Here is a 21,082-nt window from a genome sequence, read left to right as displayed (position 1 = left end):
ATGTTTATTTCCATTCAAAATGTTTGTTTCTCATATCCAAATACAGGAAAACCAGCACTTGACCAGTTTTCAATGAATATTGAAAAAGGGGAAGTGATTTCAATATTAGGCAGAAGTGGTAGCGGGAAAAGTACAATTTTACGCCTTCTTGCTGGGCTTGAAAAACCAACAGAAGGTTCCTTAACGATACAAGATGAAGTGTTATTTGATGGCAATACATTTTTACAACCAGAAAAACGAGGAATTGGCATGGTATTTCAGGACTATGCATTATTTCCACACATGACGGTTGGAGAAAATATTCTGTTTGGGTTATTTCAATTGAAAAAATCAGACAAGAAAAAACGACTCCAAGAAGTTTTGGAATTAGTTGAACTTCAAGATTATGAAAAACGCTATCCCCACCAGCTAAGTGGTGGTCAACAGCAACGTGTCGCTATAGCACGTGCAATTGCGCCGAATCCACATTTAATTTTACTTGATGAACCTTTCAGTAATCTGGATGCCGAACTACAAGTGAAAATCCGCAAAGACTTACGTGAAATCCTGAAGAAAGCAAACATTACTTCTATCTTCGTTACCCATGATGAAAATGATGCTCATGCTTTAGCCGATCGTATTGTTAAATTGAAGGATGGGTGCATTGACTTAATCGGACGACCTTGTGACTTGATTGGTATTCATCCACATCCGGTCCCACAAGTAACACCTATGATCGAAGAACGTGAATTAATGTCTGTTTAATTTCAATTTTCTGTTGCATTTAATTTCATGCAAGAGTAGAATGTCAACATAAGAATAATGAAATGCCAAGAAGAGGACAACGATAGTCTGTACGACTTTTTAGAGAGAGAAGCCATGGCTGGAAGCTTCTTAAGTACGATAGTCTTTTTACCACCTCGGAGCAGCAACAGTGAACGAATTAATGTAACTGTTGACGGTAACGGCCCGTTAGCCGGCTCAAAGCTTCATCTTTTTAGTCCTGGACTGAAGAGAAGGAAGAAGGGTGGAACCACGAACTCAAACCTCGTCCCTTTCATAGGACGGGGTTTTTTGTGTTCATTTTTTTAATAAATGGTAAAACTGAGGGTTCAATATTTTTTGAACTACATCTAAAAAGGGAGTGTTCAACATGTCAGAGACAATTCAACTGAAGTTTCCAGATGGTGCGATAAAGGAGTTTCCAAAAGGCACAACAACTGAAGACGTAGCAGCATCAATTAGTCCAGGACTTCGTAAAAAAGCATTGGCTGGTAAATTAGATAACCAACTTGTCGACTTAAAAGCTCCACTTGAACAAGATGGAGAAATTGCCATTGTTATGCCTGGATCAGACGAAGCATTAGAAGTGTTACGTCATAGTACAGCTCATTTATTAGCCCAAGCTGTTAAACGCATATTTAAAGATGTTAAATTAGGGGTTGGTCCAGTTATTGAAAATGGATTCTACTACGACATCGATTCACCAGAACCAATCACAAAAGAAGATTTGTTAGTTATTGAAAAAGAAATGAAAAAAATCATTAATGAAAATATAGATATAGTTCGTCATAATGTGTCTCGTTCTGAAGCATTTGATAAGTTTAAAGAAGATGAATATAAAGTTGAGTTATTGGAAGCTATTGCTGAAGATGATCAAGTATCTATTTATGAACAAGGTGACTTTTTCGACTTATGCCGTGGAGTACACGTGCCTTCGACAGGTAAGTTAAAAGAATTTAAATTATTGAGTATCGCTGGTGCATACTGGCGCGGGAACAGCGACAATAAAATGTTGCAACGTATTTACGGAACTGCATTCTTCACTAAAGAAGACCTAGCAGCACATTTACAAATGCTTGAAGAAGCAAAGGAACGTGACCACCGTAAAATCGGTAAGGAACTCAATTTATTCATGAACTCACAAAAAGTTGGGCAAGGCCTTCCAATGTGGTTACCAAAAGGCGCAACAATTCGTCGTATCATCGAACGATATATCGTCGATAAAGAAGTGAAACTTGGTTATGACCATGTCTATACTCCAATAATGGGTAGCGTGGAATTGTACAAAACTAGCGGTCACTGGGATCACTACCAAGACGATATGTTCCCGGTCATGAGTATGGATAATGAAGATCTAGTTTTACGACCAATGAACTGCCCGCATCATATGATGATTTTCAAAAATGGCATCCATTCATACCGTAACTTACCTATGCGTATTGCTGAGCTTGGTACAATGCACCGTTATGAAATGTCCGGGGCATTATCTGGACTTCAACGAGTTCGTGGGATGACATTAAATGATGCACACATTTTCGTTCGTCCGGATCAAATTAAAGACGAGTTTAAACGTGTCGTTCAATTAGTTATTGATGTTTATAAAGACTTTGACATTAATGAGTATTCATACCGTTTGTCTTATCGTGATCCAGAAGATAAAGAAAAGTATTATGATGATGAAAATATGTGGAACAAAGCACAAAGTATGCTTAAAGAAGCAATGGATGAACTTGGTCTAGATTACTTCGAAGCTGAAGGTGAAGCGGCGTTCTATGGTCCTAAATTGGATGTTATGGTCAAAACTGCAATTGGTAAAGAAGAAACATTATCAACTGTACAACTCGACTTTTTATTGCCTGAAAAATTTGATCTGTCGTACATCGGAGAAGATGGAAAACAACATCGCCCAGTCGTAATCCATCGTGGAGTCGTATCAACTATGGAACGTTTTGTAGCCTTCCTAATTGAAGAATACAAAGGAGCTTTCCCAACGTGGTTAGCGCCTGTTCAAGTTCAGGTTATTCCGGTTTCAAACGAAGTACATTTTGATTATGCAAAAGATATCATCGGAAAACTACAAGCTGGTGGTTTGCGTATCGAAATGGATGATCGAGAAGAAAAACTGGGGTATAAAATTCGAGAAGCCCAAATGCAAAAAATCCCGTACATGCTTGTAATCGGCGACAAAGAAATGGAAAGTGGTTTTGTCAACGTTCGTAAATACGGAGAACAAAACTCTGAAAGTATTTCATTTGACGAATTCCTATCACGCATTCAACAAGAAATTAACTAATAGTGGTTGACAGTTTAATATGGACATGATAAAGTTATTAAGGTTAATGAATACAAAGTTTGTGGTATAAGTAGAGGCTGCCCGCTTCTCACCTGATTGACACTAGAAGTAGTTGACAGGTCGACACACGATTAAACGTAACGTACTGTAATGTACTTGCATATATCGGCGGGCGGACATTTACTTTTGTAAATGCCCGCTCGTTTTTTTATTGGTCGGAACGGCGTAACTGATTTATTGAAAGTCTTCAATAAGCAATATGCCCAAACCATGTATTCGCGACACTATCTGGAGGTGGATTACTATTAGCAAAGACATGTATGTAAATGATGGTATTCGCGCACGTGAACTTCGAATTATCGACCAAAACGGTGAACAATTAGGAGTTAAAACACGTTTCGAAGCGCTTGAAATTGCCGCTAACGTTAATTTGGATCTTGTCCTTGTGGCCCCTCAAGCCAAGCCACCAGTTGCTCGTATCATGGACTATGGTAAATTCAAGTTTGAGAATCAAAAGAAAGATCGCGAAACTCGTAAAAATCAAAAGATTATCGTATTAAAAGAGGTTCGTTTGAGCCCAACAATCGATGAACATGATTTCCAAACGAAACTTCGTAATGCGATCAAGTTCCTTGAAAAAGGCGACAAAGTCAAAGCTTCTATTCGTTTTAAAGGTCGTGCAATTACGCACAAAGAAATCGGCCAACGCGTATTAGATCGCTTTGCAGAAGCTTGTACTGAGGTAGCCACGGTTGAACAAAAACCGAAAATGGAAGGCCGCAGCATGTTCTTGATTCTTCAACCGAAGAACGAGAAAAAGTAAGATTGACGACAGTTTAGGAGGAATTCGACATGCCAAAAATGAAAACTCACCGCGGAGCAGCGAAGCGTTTTAAAAAGACTGGCTCTGGAAAACTAAGACGTGCAAGTGCATATCGCAGTCACTTATTCGCAAACAAGTCAACTAAAGCTAAACGTAAACTACGTAAAGGTGGACTTGTTTCATCTGGAGATTACAAACGTATCAAATCACTAATCGCTTACATGAAATAATACTCGAAATTTAATTGTTCGAAATAATAGCAGGAGGTAATTATTATGCCACGCGTAAAAAGCACACCAGTCACTAAAAGACGTCGTAATAAAGTCTTAAAATTAGCAAAAGGTTATTATGGCGCTAAGAAATTATTATATAAAGTAGCAAACCAAGCAGTTATGAAATCAGGTATGTATGCATACCGTGACCGTCGTAACAAAAAACGTAACTTCCGTAGATTATGGATTACTCGTATCAACGCGGCAGCACGTATGAATGGTCTTTCTTACAGCCGTTTAATGCACGGATTGAAATTAGCTAATATCGAAGTTAACCGTAAAATGTTAGCTGAATTAGCTGTTACAGATCCAGCATCATTCACTCAATTAGCAGATGCTGCTAAAAAATCAATGAACAACTAATTTCGAACACTTAAAGGCTGATGGATAATCCATCAGCCTTTTTTTACGGATCTTTTTAGGGATAGACGTTTAATAGTATAATCATATTATGATTTTCTTAGGAGGAAGTTTATATGATACATATCATTTTCATTGGCTTTTTTGTTGTCATGTCAATCGTCGCATTCTTTACAATGGGACATGACAAATCTGCAGCTAAAGCAAACAATCGCAGAGTACCAGAACGTACATTATGGAAACTCGCAATTCTTGGAGGAGGCGTGGGTGCTTACCTCGGGATGATTACCTTCCGTCATAAAACAAAACATATGTCATTTCGCATCGGATTTACCTTATTAGCCATCGCACATGTTGCGTTATTGATTTGGGCAACACCCTTATTAAAAGATATGTAATGATATGAATGCCTGGAGTCTTAACGTGAAGTGGATTTAAAAATGTCCAGTTCCTTTGATGAGCCAGGCTTTTTTCGATTCGCGTGTTGAATTGAGAGAACCACGCATAGATATCGAAAACTAGAAAAGCTAATTTGTTAAGGACATCCACCGTTGTTGGATGTCCCTGTGTGGTTAAACCGCTTATAGTCGACAGAGAACCGCTCATAGTCGACAAAGATTCGCGCGTAGCTATGTCTTTTGCGCGCATAGTCGACACGAATCCGCTCATAGAAAAATTCATCACATAGATATCGAAAACTAAAAAAGCTAATTTGTTAAGGACATCCACCGTTGTTGGATGTCCCTGTGTGGTTAAACCGCTCATAGCCGGCAGAGAACCGCGCATAGCCATGTCTTTTGCGCGCATAGTCGACACGAATCCGCTCATAGACAAAATAGAAAAACCCGACACAGTTTCTATGTCGGGTAAGGGGATTATTTATTTTTTCATCAATTGTTCAATTGGGTTTTTCCAGCCAATGTCTGCGACAGGGTAGTTCATCAAAATTTCTTTTTCAAGAAATAAGAAATCATCCCGTGTGAAGCCTTGTAATTTCATGGTGTCTTTAGCCCACACAAAGATTGAGACAACTTCAAAAGCATTATCAGTTGTACCTAAATATTTCTCTCCCTCGAATAATGCTCCTTTATAAGAAATGAAAAAATTCTTCCGTGCGTTTTTCACATCATCATAAAAATAGTATGAACCCTTCCCGTATGCATCATCCAATTTTCGTTTGGGATCCAGTAAATAAGCGAATCCGCGATAAAATATGTAAACAAGAAGAGCGAGAATCAAAAATCGAATTAATATAACTATCATTATGAACCCCCCTCGGGCAGACATGTTATTATAGTATACGGATAACCGTGTTCATTGGTTTCAAGAATTATGAAATTTTTATACTGGAGGCAATTTAATATGAAATTACAATCCCTTTTTGATATGCAAAAATCTCTTGATACATATATTCAAACTGAAAAAAACATTTCACATGATGTGTTTCTTGAAAAAGGTCTTGCACTACTTGTTGAACTAGCGGAGTTAGCAAATGAAACACGTTGCTTTAAATTTTGGAGCTCAAAAGGGCCATCTGAGAAAGAAGTCATTTTAGAAGAGTATGTCGATTCGATTCACTTTTTATTATCTCTTGGTATTGAAAAGGAGTTAGACGGCTTGCAAAATTGGCCACTACATTTTGAGGATGAGTCACTTACGTTGTTATTTATACATACCCAGGCGTCGATAAATCAATTTTTGCAAAATCCAACGATGGCTAATTACGAAGAAGTATGGAGAAGATATGGAGCAGTGGCATCAAATCTTGGCTTTACACATGAACAAATTATTAAAGCATATCTTGATAAAAATGAAAAAAATTATGAGCGTCAACGTTCTGGTTATTGAAGAATATTTTGAATATTGAAGACGTTTACATTATAATAAACTTTGTAGTTTATATTTAGGAGGACGAAATAATGACAAAGCTTGATTCTACATTAACTATGCTAAAAGAATTGACAGATGCGAAGGCGATACCTGGTAATGAACGTGAAGCTCGCGATGTAATGCGAAAATACATAGAGCCATTTGCTGACCGTATGGATACGGACAACTTAGGAAGCTTAATCGCTGAAAAAGTCGGAGATGCTAATGGACCGAAAATTATGGTTGCTGGACATCTAGATGAAGTTGGCTTCATGATTACACAAATTGACTCTAAAGGGTTCCTAAAGTTCCAAACAGTTGGAGGCTGGTGGTCACAAGTAATGCTAGCACAACGAGTTACCATCGTTACACGTAAGGGTGAATCAATTATAGGTGTCATTGGGTCTAAACCACCTCATATTCTTTCACCAGAAGCGCGTAAAAAGCCAGTGGACATTAAAGATATGTTTATTGATATCGGTGCTTCTACAAAAGAAGAAGCAATGGAGTGGGGCGTTTCACCAGGAGATATGGTAACTCCATATTTCGAATTTACTGTCATGAACAATGACAAATTACTTCTTGCAAAAGCATGGGATAACCGCATTGGCTGTGCTATTGCAATTGATGTATTAAAAGCGTTAAAAGATGAGAAGCATCCAAATATCGTTTATGGTGTTGGAGCAGCTCAAGAAGAAGTTGGATTACGTGGTGCACGTACCGCTGCTACAAAAATCAAACCAGACATCGGTTTCGCAGTTGATGTCGGTATTGCTGGAGATACTCCAGGAATCACGGCAAAGGAATCAACAAGTAAAATGGGTGCGGGTCCTCAAATCGTTTTGTTTGATGCATCTATGGTTTCTCATAAAGGACTTCGTGATTTAGTCGTCGACACAGCAAAAGAAAACGATATTCCTTTCCAGTTTGAATCAATTCCTGGCGGTGGAACAGATGCTGGTGCAATTCATTTAACAGCGAATGGAGTTCCTTCTTTAGCAATCGGTATTGCCACACGCTATATTCACTCTCATGCAGGAATTTTACATCGTGATGATTACGAAAATGCTGTGAAATTAATTGTTGCAGTGATCAAAAAACTAGATCGAGACACGGTTAACCAAATTATTTTTGAATAAATGCTTCAGTAAAGCATCGCTTTGGCGGTGCTTTTTTTAATTTGTTTTTTCTTTAATACTCAGAATCGTACTCCAACTGGTTAAGGACGATGGCAAATTCACAAATAACAATACCCCTGAAATAATTTTTGCACGGATCTCCATGCATGTTAAAGACCTAATACAACAACTTTTATAGAAAAAGTTTTCTGTATTAAAAAAATAAATATTGATATGCCTATTATATACGCTCAGACATTTATGTCTTAGACAACATATTTTAAAAAAGTAATGAGAAAGAATAAATGGAGGAGATTTTTATGAGTCAACAAGATGGTACAGATAATGGGGATTGTCCAATTATTCCTTGTCCGGTAGAGGCAACGACACTAATACCATTAAAAGATGAAAAAGCAAAACCTTGTGTCCTTCACAAAGATTCTAAGCCGATAATTAAAATTCCAGTTGTATTAGCAGAGACCACCATTCAAATCGTGGTAGAAGCAAATATTCCACTTGATCCACCAGCAGTAGAAATTAAAAGAGTGTTAAAAGATGTATTTCTAACGCAATGTAAACTTGTACCTGTAAAATTTAGCGATGATAAATGCCCAGGTGTCCGAAAAGTAACAAGAGCGAAATTATTTATTGAAGGATTTATTCGCAAAGATATTGAATATGCTACTGCGGATTGTAATGGAGTTATTCGTGATCGAATTGCTACTGTTCCATTTTCTGGTTTCGCAGACCTCAAGGGTGATGATTTTCTGATTTTCCCAATTTTAGGTGGATCCTCAGATAGCAGTAGATCTCGATTTATTGATCCGAAAAATGGTGATATTCCCCGCCAGGATAAATACTTCTTTGAAAATAGCGTTTTTTATAATGAGCAACCATATTGCGAGTTAATTAGTGCTAATTTCTTTGAACTCGATTTTTCTCCACATCCAGTTCGTGCGGGTGAAACGTTTAGAAGCCTACAAGAAAAAATTGTAGTAGACCTTACTCTAAAAGTTTTACAAATACGACAAGTGAAAGTTGATTCTTTAGGACACTAGGCTAAAGTTTAAATTCCTAATAAGAGTACTGTTAGCTAATTGGAAAAACAATACGCTAAGTTAACTTCAACAAGAATGGTCCTCTATAAACCCCTATCTAACCAACCGATAGGGGTTTTCTATATTGTGGAAAAATGAAGTATCTTAGGGTACTACGAGTGAATAAGAGTAATTCTAATTAATATACATACAGGGAGACTAAATTAATGAATCATCGGCACAATAACGCCAACGGATTAATAAATAGGAGGTTACCACAAAAGGCAGTAGTAGGATAGGAAGATAATCCATAGCAAAAAAATGGAACTTTCGCCTATTAATATGACCTAAGAATTTCCCTTAAGATTGCTTTCTGCATCAGAACCAAATATTAGTAATATACCTATTATATACGCATATACATGAATACCTTTTGCAACATACTTTAACAATGTAGATTATTATATTAAGTCAAACAATAGATATTAAAAAGAGCTCAATAGGTTACACAGTAGTTAAAGCTTATAAACTAAAGGAGTGTTCCCATTAACCGTTCGATTTGAGTTAACAATTTGAAGAATGTAATGAAAAAAATTGAAAGAATGAAAGGAGACGAATTTGATGACTCAAAATAACAAAACAAGATATACGGATGCTCCAGTTGTTATTCCTTGTCCGGTAGAGGCAACGACAAATGTACCTTTAAAAGATGAAAAAGTAAAACCATGTGTCCTACACAAGGATTCTAAACCAGTTATTAAAGTTCCAACTGTGTTAGCAGAGACCACCATGCAAATCGTGGTAGAAGCAAATATTCCGCTTGATCCACCAGCAGTCGAAATTAAAAGAGTATCAAAAGATGTATTTTTAACGCAATGTGAACTTGTACCTAGTGACTTTGGTAAGGAAATATGCCCAGGTGTCTTTACCGTAAAAAGAGCCAAATTATTTATTGAAGGATTTATTCGCAAAGATATTGAATATGCTGTAGCGGATTGTAATGGAGTAATTCGTGATCGAATTGCTACTGTTCCATTCTCTGGTTTTGTAGACCTCAAGGGTGATGATTTTCTCCTTTATCCTATTTTAGGAGAATCTTCAGGAAGTAGATCTCGATTTATTGATCCGAAAACCGGTGACTCGCCACGCCAAGATAAATACTTCTTTGAAAATAGTGTTTTTTATAATGAGCAACCATATTGTGAGTTAATTAGTGCAAATTTCTTTGAACTTGATTTTTCTCCACAAGCTGTAAGTGCGGGTAACACGTTTGATACTCTACGCGAAAAAATTGTACTTGACCTTACTCTAAAACTATTGCAATTACAACAAGTTCGGGTTGATTCTCTAGGCGACTGTTAAAATCCTCATAGGTTTACCTCCAGCAAATCTTTAAAAAACCGCTAAGCAAACATCAATGTGAATGCTTTGAATTGTATCTGTTTTCCTTTTAAAAAAGGAAAAGTAAATGAATTATTTGCTTATTTAATACAATTCATTGGAATATACCTTTTTCACATACAACACAATTGTAAGTCCTAATATCCCAATCCCCTAATGGGGGTATTTTTCAAAATATTAGTGATACCTCTCATACGTTTTAATTATCATTATTTTCATTCAATAAAAACCCCTATCTAGCCGATAGGGGTTATCTATATTGTGAAAAAACGAAGTATCTATTGGAATTACGAGTGAAGAAGAGATGTTCCATTTAGTTTACATATAGGCGGCTTGGAAGGATTTTTCAAATGTCATGAGACACTTAACAACCCCTGCTCCCGCCAAGAGCTTGTTAAGTAGGTGTAAAATCACAAGAACTCTTTTTGCTTATAAGAAGATTGAGTCATGACATGTTCGGTAGCCACAGTGATTCTTTTTCATCTTCAAACAGAGTAATTTGAATCACTAATCGCTCTTCCATTACGGCAGCCAATTTTTTCCATTCGGGTTTTAGAAATGTGAGTGCTCTTTATTGCATTAGGATCAGTTGTCTAGAATCTTTTTATCGATTGGATTCAACAAATACATATTTCATCTCTTTTTCGGGTTAGACGTCTTTAATAAAAAATATATAAGTTTGTTTTTGGGCAATACATTTGAATTCCAGAAATACAAACATTGTTAAATCAACGTCTTCGTGCATGAAAAAGAAGCTTTTGATGGGTTATTTTCAAAAAACAGTCGAAAGTCGGAGTAACAAAAGCTGAGAAAACTCATTAAATAAAAATAAAGGAACAATTCGTGTAGGTAAGGAGGGTATAATGACAACACCACGGATCAACTATGAAGATATGCAGGGAGTAAATTTCAAACAAAAAGACGTATTTACATTTTCTGTTGCTCCCGATTATCAACATAAAAACCAGAAAGACACAATTCCATGGATTAATTATAAAGATATGCAGAAAATGAATTATAAAGAAAAAGACGTATATACGTTTTCTGTTACTTCTGATTTTCCGCATATACTTGAAGAGAGTGCAGAAAACAGAGAAGATATTTGCGAATCAAGTACTAAACCAGGCTCTTTTGACATATTCGAAATAAATGATTTAAGTAAAACTCATAAAAGGAAAAAAAGGCCCAAATTACGAAAAAAATGTCGTCTTCGTAGAAGAAGTAGAGAATACAGAAATGATATCTACGAATCAGATATTAAGTCATGCTCTGTTGACACAGTCGAAAAAGAAAATATGGGGGAAATATCCAAAAGGAAAAAAAGGTCCAAATTCCGCAAAAAATGTAATCTCTCTAGAAAGAATATTTTATTCGAAGCAAACAGTATCAGCGAAGACCACACAGATATCACATATGATGGACATGATGATAGATATGAAAACGCTTATGCTGATGAGCTTAATAAACATGGTGGAGTACGTTCAAGGACTATAAAAATTCCATTTTCAACTTTCGAAAAAATTCATAATTTCCTTTATCCCCCAATTTTCAGTAGTACAATTTCTGCTACTTCCCCTGAGCATAACCTCCAAATAAATGATGTGTTAAAACTCGAGGTAGCATCTAATTTTGATGTCCAAATGAAACAAATGTCAGAACAGGAGGCATCATCTGAGTTTGAGTCTGATCACCAATTGGATGCTGCTTTTAAAAGCGAGATAGCATCTCGGCTTGAGAAACATCTGCCAGTGGAAGATATTGCTAGAAGGGATGCTTCTGAAGATAATGTAATTAAACTTAATAAAAATGATGCTAATGAGTGTCACAGATATGCAGGAGTACGCTCAATGACTATAAAAATCCCAATTTCTACTTTTGCAGAAATTGATAATTTCCTTCATCTTCCTATCTTTGGCAGTACGATTCAAGATACATTTAAATTTCTTGACCCTAACAACAAACAAATTCCAAAATTAGATACAAAACTAATTGATACTATAACTTATTATCATGAACAACCATATTGTCTATTGATTGGCTTTAAATCACATGAAATCATATTTTTAACTGACCCTGATCATGTTTATCGGACGAATACGAAAAAGAAAAATGATTATTATCAATCAGCTGTGTTTCCGATTCATGATTCACGTTCTAAGAAAACAAGGGAAAATAAAACATGTCCTTCTCATGAGTCCTTAAATATCAGAGTTCCAGTAGTATTAGGAGAATATAACATTGAAATCTGTTTGGAGAAAGATGTTTTATTTGAAGAAAAAATCTATAAAGTAAAAGAAATTTCTAAAGAAGTGGTATTGACAAATTGCAAGTTTGTACCTGCTGGTTTCACTCATTCGACAGCTGATGAGGCATCTAAGGCATTAAACGGAAAACTATTTATAGAAGGATATATCTATCAAAACATTGAATATTTTGCCGTTCGTAATGAAGATGAAAAAACCAAGCCAAAGGAGTTGAAAACTTTATTTCATCCACTCCATCAAAAAATTGTTGTAGATTTAATGGTTCAATTGCTTCAAGTACAAAAAGTTACAATGTGACAAAATGATATATAGGGGCACCTCAAGGAGGGGTGGGACGTGTGATGTTTTTATTATGATTCAACGGACTGCCATTGGCCAGATTTGGACGATTGCCCGCGGTCTTGTGAGCATATCTTTACGATAATAAAGTATACTAGCATGTTAACACCATTCCTTGGACTATCCTGTTTTCACAGAAATTGAGACCTATAAGAAATAAGGGTAACCATCTTTCGATTTTACTAATTTGTTGCGTTTCTTTGCTATCAAAAAACCATTAAGTGTATCAATACTTAGATGTAACAAGTTACAGACACACCCTTTAGCACTCCAACAGATAGCGTTATAAGCGTTATGGCTCCATCGTATTATTCTCTCCTTCACGCTCGCTCAAAGCACTGTAAATCGTTCGTTACAACGGTACCTTTCTCTACTTGCATTTTTTCTAATGCACATTCATTATAGGAAGGCATCAAATGTTTCATCACGTCAATCCCATCGAAGGTAATGAGGTGCTTTTGGAGAAATAAAACAACTTTTAGGACTGCTAATTAACGCCTTGATGATTGTGAAAATTAATCAGTAGACTAAAAAACCCGTTGGCGCAACAAAGCCAACGGGTTTATTAATTTGGAGATTGCTAAAAAGGTAATCTGCTGGATGTGACGTTAATCCACCCTAGCTAATCAGAACTCAAGGGTAGTTTTTTATTAGCTCTTTTAATGTTTATTTTTAGATAATAAACAGGTGAGAGCTGCGTCTGTAGGCAAGGTTGTTGACTGAAAACTTCATTTTATAAATAAAAAATGTAGTGTGGACCTTTTGAACCAAAAATAGCAGATTTAAGGTACTTTACCTTAAATCTGTTTTATTTAGATGGTAAATAACTGGATCGTTTATTTGATTAAGACCTAACATTCCACATCTCTTAAGAAATCTTTCTGCATCAAAACAAAAAAATATTGAAATACCTATTATATATGCATATACACTAATGTCATCTGAAACATATATTGAAAATGTAGATTATTATATTAAATCGAACAATAGATAATTAAAAGTGCTGCTCAATAGGTTACAAAGTAGTGAAGGCATGTTGAAGAAGGTTCTTTTGAAATTCATTCTGCGTAACTATAACTATGCCTTTAGAGTATTCATGAACCATCTAAATGTTCGACTTAAATTGACAATTTACAGAAGGTAATGTGAAAAAATTTTTAAAGAATGATAGGAGGTGAAAAGGATGAATCAAAATAACAATACAAATTCTTCGGATCCCATTATGATGCCTTGTCCAGTAGAGGGAATAAATCAAGTACCTTTACATGATGAAAAAGCAAAACCTTGCGTCCTTCGCAAGGATACTCAACCGGTTATTAAAGTTCCAGCTGTATTAGCTGAGACCACACTTTCAATTGTTGTGGAAGCAAATATTCCGCTTAATCCACCAGCAGTTGAAATTAAACGAGTGTCAAAAGATGTATTTCTAACACAATGTAAATTAGTACCTTGTGAATTTGGGAAAGAAGTATGTCCAGGCGTCTTTACAGTAAAAAGAGCTAAATTATTTGTAGAAGGATTTATTCGCAAAGATATTGAATATTCTACTGATGATTGTAATGGAGTAATTCGGGATCGAATTGCAACTGTTCCATTTTCTGGATTCGCAGACCTTAAGGGTAACGATTTTCTTATTTACCCAATTTTAGGTGGATCTTCAGGAAGTAGATCTCGATTTTTAGATCCGAAAACCGGTGACTCGCCACGCCAAGATAAATACTTCTTTGAAAATAGTGTTTTTTATAATGAGCAACCATATTGTGAGTTAATTAGTGCAAATTTCTTTGAACTTGATTTTTCTCCACATGCTGTAAATGCGGGTAACACGTTTGATACTCTACGTGAAAAAATTGTACTTGAACTTAAACTAAAAGTATTACAAACGCGACAAGTACGAATTCAATCTTTAGGCGATTGTTAAAAACCCACTAGGTTTACCACAAGCAAATCTTTTTAAAAAATGCTAAGCAAACATTAACGAGAAATGCTACAAATATCACCTCGCAATGAGGAATTATAATTATAGTCCCACTTTATAAACCCCTATCTAGTCCACGATAGGGGTTTACTATTTTGCGGAAAAATGAAGTATCTTTTGAAATACCATTAAAGAATTGGAATTTCATTAAGTTACATAAATGTTGTTTGTAAAAATAATGATACATATGCTCATCCGTGGATGAAAATTATTGATACCCAAAGAAAACACAAGGAAAAGCCGGGAAAATGCTTTCGTGATCAATGAATTACTTGTGACTTTAGACAAATCGTTTTAAAGCATCCAGAGGAGCAAAAATGTTTTTTCAAGAAATCTATAAGCTATATGCTGAACAATATGGTGAGGAGAAGGTTCACAATAACTTAAGTAATAAAAGCGGGCAAATGATTGTATGGTTATTCTAGAATTTGAATTTTCCAGTTACATCTCTCGTGCTGTGTGTGGGGCAAACTCGGTAAATCAAGTGAATAAGAAACAGGGAATGCAGGCAAATAAGCCTGCTTTTTTTATTGATAATGGATATGACTATGACTGGATCCATGAAGTGGAAATCCATCGAGTTTAAACAATTAAGAAAATGACCCAAAAATACATTTATCAAATAAGAAGTGGTAAGAAATTCCCTAAAAAATGCAAATTTAAAGCTTGGCAAGAAGAATATGCTTCTATAAATAAAGGAAAAAATTAATAGTATAAAAAAGCTATTAAACTTCAGTCTGCCTAGAGTCTTTTTCTATCACTTAATATGCTATAGATATAAGGGAAATTACGGATTGAGTGGATCAAAAAAGTTGAGTTTACTAAAATCCGAGCGAAAGGAGGTGCAATCAAAAATGCGATTTTACCCAAAAAATTGTGGGAAAAGAGAAGGATGTAAATGCTCCAAGTGTTGTAAAAAAGAATGTCCAGATAAAAAATGGGAAAAAAGAGAAGGATGTAAATGTTCCAAGTGTTCTGAAGTAGAGATTAAAACAGAATGGAAAGACGACTGCCACAAAAAGAAATGGAACTGTCACGACGAGAAGTGGAAAGATGACTGCCGCAAAAAGAAATGGAATTGTTACGACGAGAAATGGAAAGATGATTCTCATAAAAAGAAATGGAACTGTAATGAAGTGAAATGGAAAGATGATTGTCATGAAAAGAAATGGAAAGATGACTGTCACGAAAAGAAATGTAAATGTCACGACGAGAAATGGAAAGATGACTGTCATGAAAAGAAATGTAAATGTCACGACGAGAAATGGAAAGATGACTGTCATGAAAAGAAATGTAAAGAGAATGATTGCAATTGTTGGATTCGCGAAAAGTTAGATGACTTCATCGGTAGACGTGTGGTCATCTTTACAAACGATGCAACGTATACTGAAGGAACAATTCAAGATGTGAAAAAGGATTGTGTAATATTGGTTCCAAAGATAAATTATATAATATTCGAACCAGTAAAGGTATTCAGTAATTCAAGTGACATTTTACTCGAAGAATTTCAAAAATACTGTATTAGGTTAGACGATATTGTTGGATTTGGTAAAGATTCATGCTGGTACACATAGAAGTGGCGATGAATGATATTTGTGATGTAACTTATACAGTTGAAGTAAAGCTTTATATAATGAATGATTGTTATGGAGGCTAATTACGTTAATAGCTTTATGAAGGGTGTAATCATTACTATTTCAAGAAAAAGAGAAAAAGCGTCTTATCAAATATAGGACGCTTTACTTTATTAATTAAATTAATAAAAATTCACTTGCATTTATAACTATGCATATTTATAATAAGGAATACATAATTATAAATAGGGGTGAATATTTATGAAGTTATTAGAATACGTGAATCTTGAAGTAGTTAAGAGTGTGAGAGGAAAAGACTTATTAACTTGGTTTGATTATTCGTCCGAAGAAGTAAAAGGTCTGCTAGATTTAGCAGTTCAATTGAAGAGTTTAGCCAAAAATGGCGTGCATCCACCATTGCTCTTAGGTAAAACGGTTGGTCTCATTTTCGAAAAACATTCCACTCGTACACGTATTTCATTTGAAGTAGGGATGAATCAATTAGGCGGCCATGCAATGTATATGCATGCAAGAGATTTGCAGATTGGTCGTGGTGAACCTATTTCAGATACAGGAAAAGTATTATCAGGTTATTTAGATGGCATAATGATTCGTGCTAATTCACACAAAATGGTCGAAGAGTTGGCTTATTCAGCAACTATTCCCGTTATCAATGGTTTAACAGATCTTTATCATCCATGCCAAGCATTAGCCGATTTATTAACTATTCATGAAGTCAAAGGCAATTTACCAGGTCAAAAGTTAGCATACGTAGGCGATGGCAACAATGTAGCACATTCTCTTATCATAGCCTGTGCTCATCTCGGAGTAGACGTATCTATCGCCTCACCAACAGGGTTTGAAATAGACAGCAACATTTTAGCGAAAGCTCAACAACTAGCAGCTTCGAATGGATCGACAATAATGACGACTACCAATCCAATAGAAGCGGTTAAAAACGCTGATGTCATTTACACAGATGTGTGGACAAGCATGGGTCAAGAAGAAGAAACCGCTGCGAGACTTCAAGCGTTCGAAAGGTATCAAATAAATGAAGAACTCGTTCAACATGCAAAGTCGAACTATTTATTTCTACACTGTCTACCTGCGCATCGTGAAGAGGAAGTGGCAACATCAATCATCGATGGCCAACATTCAGCCGTATTTCAACAAGCTGAAAATCGCTTACATGCACAAAAAGCCATCCTTGCTTCTATCCTTGCCTAACAGAGAAAGTTCCTGATTAACCTTTCAGGAACTTTTTTTGTGTTTGATGGCTTTGTTTTATTTCCATTCATGAATTCAATAGAGAAAGACAAGCCCTCATATGATAACAATCACTTCCAAAAAAACTTCATCATACTTTTCCATACGTGTACAACTCACACTTGACCTTTTTAATTATGTGAATTGAAGCTATAACACTCGTTCGCATATTCCACTTCGTCGAAGACACGCTGGCGTAAAGCTAACTGTTACTTCTGCCTTCAAAGATCGGAACTTTCACAATTTTATGTATGTACAAAAGTAAAAAGCATAATCCCACATGGATCATGCTTTTATGACTTTCCCGCTGACCGCATCCTAAAAAACCGTATTCTGTCTTGGGCTAACCAATTTATATCGTTTTTATTATCTCTTACTCTATTTTATTCACTCATTCCTCTTCATTTTCACCATTCTCCGCTTTTGTCTATCCTTAAAAGCATTAAACTTCATATACATAACAAGAGTCTAGTAAATTATTAAAAAGTTAAGAGGTGAAAAATTTGAAAAAAAATGTGTTAGTAATTGCAGCACATCCCGACGATGAGCTCCTTGGTAGCGGTGGAACGTTAAAGAAATTAATTAATAATGGAAATAAAGTTATCACCGTTATTTTCGCTAAAGGACGGAAGGAAGAGGAGGGACACATGAAGCAGGCCATCTTAATGGCAAATAAACACTTAGGTATAGAAGAAGTTATTTTTTTGGAATACCCGAATCTATTATTGGAGACATTTCCATTACATGTTATCAATAAAGAGATTGAAGCTTTAATAGCAAAGTATGAACCTTATATGATTTTTACCCATCACTATGGCGACATTAACATGGACCATCAAATTCTGTTTCAAGCCGTGTTAACTGCAGCCCGCCCGCTACCAGGAAAAAAGCCAATTGAACTCCTTTGTTTCGAAACAGTTTCTTCCAGTGAGTGGAGCCAACATACGAATGATAAGGCCTTTAAACCTAATTATTATGTCGATATTACAGAGACAATCGAGATAAAACTCGAGTCACTTCAGTTCTATGATGTAGAGATGAAACCATTTCCTCATCCGCGATCATATAAAGGAGTGGAGCATTTAGCCCAAGTACGCGGCATGACCGTTGGAGTTGAATACGCAGAAGCCTTTGAAATCATAAGGAGGGTATGGAAATGACAGATAAGTACGATCATTCCTCTTTGCCAGTTCCATATCCTTATTTGGTCTCTGCAACAGACCAATACTATGGTATGACTCAATCCTCAAAAGAAAAAAAGAGGAAAGAGAAAAAGAACAAGTGCAATATCAAGAAACAGTCCATTGATAGCTCAGAACGGAGAAATCTACGGATTTTAATTACGACATATTGGAATTATCCTGCTGTAGGGGGACTTCAAAATTATATAACTGCACTAAAAGTTGGATTGGAGGAGTTGGGGCATATTGTTGATATTATTGCTCCCAACCTATTTCCAAAGGATATAGGTAAGGATTATCAAAAGAAAATAGTAAAGGAAACTAAACAATTTTATATTAATCGATATGGTTATTACAGTGACAAAATAGTAAAGGAAAACAAACGTCTATCTCATTACGAAATGAAGTTAAGGAACATGAATTTAGAGAAATATGATATTTTCCACGCACAGGATCGATTTACAGCCAATATATTAGGTAGAATAAACCAATCTTATCAAAAGCCGCTACTCTTTACTCCTCATGGGTTTATGACTCAACGAAAACTTGATTTTAATTTGATTGAACAAGAATCTGTAGAAGAGGCTTACTTTTTAGCATTGGATCAAAAAGCCGTTGAAAGTTCAGATCACATAATTACCCTGTGTGAAGCCTTTCGTCCCATGCTAAAAAAATTAGGAGCTAAGGATAACAAAATGACGACTGTTTATACTGGTATTGATTTTAAATCGATAAACAAACAAAGAACATTAACAACGACAGAAAATAAAACTGTCATTACGTGTATTTCACGTCTTCGCCCTCGTAAAGGTCACAAATACTTGTTAGAAGCTCTTGCTTTAATAAAAAGTAAATTAAATAATGTTGATGTTTGGATTGTTGGTGATGGAGAGATGAGAGAAGAGCTTGAGGATCAAGTTCAAGCGTTACAATTAAGCAACGTCTCTTTTTTAGGGGTAAGAAACGATATATCTGAATTGTTAAGTCAGTCTGATATTTTTGTTCTGCCAACCACGAGCGACACGTTACCGATCGCGATCATCGAGGCGATGTTTGCGAACAAGGCTATTATTACAACGAATCAAGGTGGTATTCCAGAAATCATTCAGGATTACCATTCAGGCTTAATTGCTGAACCAGGGAACTCGCAACAGCTAGCAGAAAAATTATCACTTCTACTAAGCGATTCGGCATTAAGAGAAGCCTTGGCCAAAAATGCAGGGACTTTCGCGGAAATGCATTTGACCAGTACGAGCATGATAAAGAAAATAGAAGAAATATATCAATCCCTTAATACCAAGGAGGAGGAATAGATGCAACATGAAATTCCAGCTGTTGTCCTTGATTTAAGTGCAACAGGGATCGGTATCGTTCGAAGTTTGAGAAAAAAAGGAATTACCGTTTATGCATACGATATAAAAGGGAAATATGAAATCGGTAAAACCCGCCATGCCACTTGTGGTATTTGTCCTAATCCCGTTTCTGAAGAAAAGGAATTGTTTCATTTTCTTACCGATTTGGGGAAAAAGTTTGGCGAGAAACCGGTACTCTATGCAGGGTCTGATGACTTTGTTCATTTTATATCCAAACATAGAACCATATTATATCGATATTATCAGTTCTTATTACCAGAACACTCACTAGTTGAAGCAGTATTAGATAAAAAATTAACATATGAATTGGCGGTTAAACATAACGTACCATGTCCCAAAATCTTCGCTATACACGATGCGCAGCAGCTTGAACAAATCATCAATGAAGTTACCTTCCCCTGTATTTTAAAACCTGTCTATTCTTCCGACTTCCGTAAACGGATCAGTCACCGGCTGTATAAAAAAGCGATCTTGGTAGAGGAAGCATCCCAATTGCGGGAAAAGTACCTCTTTTATCTGCCATACGGCGAACTGATGCTACAAGAAATCATTCCCGGAGACGAGACATGCATTTATTCGGTCAAAACGTTTTTTGATGAACAGATGAATTTGATTGGGATATATATGAACCAAAAAATCCATCAATTTCCCCCTGACTTTGGCTCCTCTGCTATGGTCCTAAGTATAAGAGATGAAGAAGTGATCCAAAAGGCTGTATCTTTCCTCTCAGAACTACACTTTAAAGGGTTAGCTATTACAGAATTCAAACGGGATCAAAGGGATGGACAGTTAAAGTTTATTGAAATTAACTCAAGAATTGGACTGACGCAAAGGTTATCAATCGCATGCGGTGTTGATTTAGCCTACTTGTACTATTTGTCACTAACTGGTCAAAATCCTTTACCAGTCACAAGTCAACGAGAAGGAATCAAATGGGTTTATCTCGTCCGTGATTTTATTTCATTTCTTCAAAAACGAAGAAATGGAGAGATGACAATCGGCAAATGGATCAAGGGCCTATCAGGAAAAAAAGTAGAAGCTCTTTTTTCTTGGGATGATCCACTTCCGTTTATACGAAGTTTTGTTTCCCACCTACGGAATTTATGGGTAAGACGTTAAAAATCTATTTGAAAAGGAGTGAACTTTCCTTTGAGCAGTAAAGACGAGATTAT

General features: G+C 36.0%; 18 protein-coding genes. 17 read left to right on the top strand and 1 reads right to left on the bottom strand.

From position 1 onward, the window contains the following. The 6 genes from C8K15_RS05010 to C8K15_RS04985 all read left to right on the top strand — a co-directional run bounded on the left by C8K15_RS05010 (position 1) and on the right by C8K15_RS04985 (position 4,908). Positions 1-744: an ABC transporter ATP-binding protein gene (locus tag C8K15_RS05010; RefSeq protein ID WP_108585336.1), complete on the top strand. Its 744-nt coding sequence runs from the start codon at positions 1-3 to the stop codon at positions 742-744. Between the two features lie 388 nt (positions 745-1,132). Further along, a complete protein-coding gene (gene thrS / locus C8K15_RS05005; RefSeq protein WP_108585335.1) occupies positions 1,133-3,055 on the top strand; it encodes a threonine--tRNA ligase in 1,923 nt (640 codons plus the stop codon). Between the two features lie 316 nt (positions 3,056-3,371). Beyond that, positions 3,372-3,878 carry a translation initiation factor IF-3 gene (gene infC / locus C8K15_RS05000; protein WP_024534253.1) on the top strand — a complete coding sequence of 169 codons (507 nt, stop codon included), beginning with the start codon at positions 3,372-3,374 and terminating at the stop codon, positions 3,876-3,878. A gap of 29 nt (positions 3,879-3,907) precedes the next feature. Beyond that, a complete protein-coding gene (rpmI, locus tag C8K15_RS04995) occupies positions 3,908-4,108 on the top strand; it encodes a 50S ribosomal protein L35 (RefSeq protein ID WP_108585334.1) in 201 nt (66 codons plus the stop codon). A 45-nt stretch (positions 4,109-4,153) separates the two neighbouring features. Then, complete coding sequence (gene rplT / locus C8K15_RS04990; RefSeq protein WP_108585333.1) at positions 4,154-4,513, top strand: 50S ribosomal protein L20; 360 nt, start codon at positions 4,154-4,156, stop codon at positions 4,511-4,513. A 113-nt stretch (positions 4,514-4,626) separates the two neighbouring features. Next, on the top strand, positions 4,627-4,908 hold the full coding sequence (locus C8K15_RS04985; protein WP_108585332.1) for a DUF1294 domain-containing protein: 282 nt from the start codon (positions 4,627-4,629) through the stop codon (positions 4,906-4,908). 481 nt (positions 4,909-5,389) lie between these two features. Here C8K15_RS04985 and C8K15_RS04980 read toward each other — a convergent pair whose 3' ends face one another. Continuing rightward, positions 5,390-5,773: a sigma-w pathway protein ysdB gene (locus tag C8K15_RS04980; protein ID WP_199224062.1), complete on the bottom strand. Its 384-nt coding sequence runs from the start codon at positions 5,771-5,773 to the stop codon at positions 5,390-5,392. Positions 5,774-5,872: 99 nt separating this feature from the next. On the opposite strand from C8K15_RS04980, the gene C8K15_RS04975 reads away from it, so the two are divergent. The 11 genes from C8K15_RS04975 (at position 5,873) to C8K15_RS04925 (ending at position 21,029) form a co-directional block, all read left to right on the top strand. Continuing rightward, positions 5,873-6,358, top strand: coding sequence for a dUTP diphosphatase (locus C8K15_RS04975; protein WP_108585331.1), 486 nt, complete (start codon positions 5,873-5,875; stop codon positions 6,356-6,358). A 71-nt stretch (positions 6,359-6,429) separates the two neighbouring features. Then, complete coding sequence (locus C8K15_RS04970) at positions 6,430-7,518, top strand: M42 family metallopeptidase (protein WP_108585330.1); 1,089 nt, start codon at positions 6,430-6,432, stop codon at positions 7,516-7,518. Between the two features lie 299 nt (positions 7,519-7,817). Then, on the top strand, positions 7,818-8,555 hold the full coding sequence (locus tag C8K15_RS04965; protein ID WP_108585329.1) for a CsxC family protein: 738 nt from the start codon (positions 7,818-7,820) through the stop codon (positions 8,553-8,555). Between the two features lie 600 nt (positions 8,556-9,155). Beyond that, the gene (locus C8K15_RS04960) at positions 9,156-9,896 is read left to right on the top strand and encodes a CsxC family protein (RefSeq protein WP_108585328.1); all 741 of its coding nucleotides are present in this window, start codon (positions 9,156-9,158) and stop codon (positions 9,894-9,896) included. Positions 9,897-10,798: 902 nt separating this feature from the next. Then, positions 10,799-12,496 carry a BC_2427 family protein gene (locus tag C8K15_RS04955; protein WP_108585327.1) on the top strand — a complete coding sequence of 566 codons (1,698 nt, stop codon included), beginning with the start codon at positions 10,799-10,801 and terminating at the stop codon, positions 12,494-12,496. A gap of 1,225 nt (positions 12,497-13,721) precedes the next feature. Beyond that, complete coding sequence (locus tag C8K15_RS04950; protein WP_108585326.1) at positions 13,722-14,459, top strand: CsxC family protein; 738 nt, start codon at positions 13,722-13,724, stop codon at positions 14,457-14,459. A gap of 911 nt (positions 14,460-15,370) precedes the next feature. Beyond that, positions 15,371-16,090 carry a hypothetical protein gene (locus C8K15_RS20205; protein ID WP_158268256.1) on the top strand — a complete coding sequence of 240 codons (720 nt, stop codon included), beginning with the start codon at positions 15,371-15,373 and terminating at the stop codon, positions 16,088-16,090. A gap of 261 nt (positions 16,091-16,351) precedes the next feature. Further along, complete coding sequence (gene argF, locus C8K15_RS04940; RefSeq protein WP_108585324.1) at positions 16,352-17,317, top strand: ornithine carbamoyltransferase; 966 nt, start codon at positions 16,352-16,354, stop codon at positions 17,315-17,317. A gap of 542 nt (positions 17,318-17,859) precedes the next feature. Then, positions 17,860-18,516, top strand: coding sequence for a PIG-L deacetylase family protein (locus C8K15_RS04935; RefSeq protein ID WP_108585323.1), 657 nt, complete (start codon positions 17,860-17,862; stop codon positions 18,514-18,516). Then, positions 18,513-19,850, top strand: a complete 1,338-nt coding sequence (locus C8K15_RS04930) for a glycosyltransferase family 4 protein (RefSeq protein WP_108585322.1) — start codon at positions 18,513-18,515, stop codon at positions 19,848-19,850. The genes C8K15_RS04935 and C8K15_RS04930 overlap by 4 nt, the downstream gene beginning before the upstream one ends. After that, positions 19,851-21,029, top strand: coding sequence for a carboxylate--amine ligase (locus C8K15_RS04925; RefSeq protein WP_108585321.1), 1,179 nt, complete (start codon positions 19,851-19,853; stop codon positions 21,027-21,029). Positions 21,030-21,082: the final 53 nt, after the last annotated feature.

Source organism: Paenisporosarcina sp. OV554 (assembly GCF_003058165.1).
GTDB lineage: Bacteria > Bacillota > Bacilli > Bacillales_A > Planococcaceae > Paenisporosarcina.
The sequence above is the reverse complement of the archived record's forward strand: the minus strand, read 5'-3'. Positions and strand labels throughout refer to the sequence as shown.

Bases quoted from the DNA above. Each gene is read 5' to 3' on its own strand.
- C8K15_RS04930 (WP_108585322.1), top strand. From the start codon at position 18,513: ATGACAGATAAGTACGATCATTCCTCTTTGCCAGTTCCATATCCTTAT.
- C8K15_RS04960 (WP_108585328.1), top strand. From the start codon at position 9,156: ATGACTCAAAATAACAAAACAAGATATACGGATGCTCCAGTTGTTATT.
- C8K15_RS04980 (WP_199224062.1), bottom strand. From the start codon at position 5,773: ATGATAGTTATATTAATTCGATTTTTGATTCTCGCTCTTCTTGTTTAC.
- C8K15_RS04950 (WP_108585326.1), top strand. From the start codon at position 13,722: ATGAATCAAAATAACAATACAAATTCTTCGGATCCCATTATGATGCCT.
- C8K15_RS04970 (WP_108585330.1), top strand. From the start codon at position 6,430: ATGACAAAGCTTGATTCTACATTAACTATGCTAAAAGAATTGACAGAT.
- infC (WP_024534253.1), top strand. From the start codon at position 3,372: ATGTATGTAAATGATGGTATTCGCGCACGTGAACTTCGAATTATCGAC.
- rpmI (WP_108585334.1), top strand. From the start codon at position 3,908: ATGCCAAAAATGAAAACTCACCGCGGAGCAGCGAAGCGTTTTAAAAAG.
- C8K15_RS04965 (WP_108585329.1), top strand. From the start codon at position 7,818: ATGAGTCAACAAGATGGTACAGATAATGGGGATTGTCCAATTATTCCT.
- C8K15_RS04975 (WP_108585331.1), top strand. From the start codon at position 5,873: ATGAAATTACAATCCCTTTTTGATATGCAAAAATCTCTTGATACATAT.
- C8K15_RS04955 (WP_108585327.1), top strand. From the start codon at position 10,799: ATGACAACACCACGGATCAACTATGAAGATATGCAGGGAGTAAATTTC.
- rplT (WP_108585333.1), top strand. From the start codon at position 4,154: ATGCCACGCGTAAAAAGCACACCAGTCACTAAAAGACGTCGTAATAAA.
- C8K15_RS04925 (WP_108585321.1), top strand. From the start codon at position 19,851: ATGCAACATGAAATTCCAGCTGTTGTCCTTGATTTAAGTGCAACAGGG.
- C8K15_RS20205 (WP_158268256.1), top strand. From the start codon at position 15,371: ATGCGATTTTACCCAAAAAATTGTGGGAAAAGAGAAGGATGTAAATGC.
- C8K15_RS05010 (WP_108585336.1), top strand. From the start codon at position 1: ATGTTTATTTCCATTCAAAATGTTTGTTTCTCATATCCAAATACAGGA.
- C8K15_RS04985 (WP_108585332.1), top strand. From the start codon at position 4,627: ATGATACATATCATTTTCATTGGCTTTTTTGTTGTCATGTCAATCGTC.
- argF (WP_108585324.1), top strand. From the start codon at position 16,352: ATGAAGTTATTAGAATACGTGAATCTTGAAGTAGTTAAGAGTGTGAGA.
- thrS (WP_108585335.1), top strand. From the start codon at position 1,133: ATGTCAGAGACAATTCAACTGAAGTTTCCAGATGGTGCGATAAAGGAG.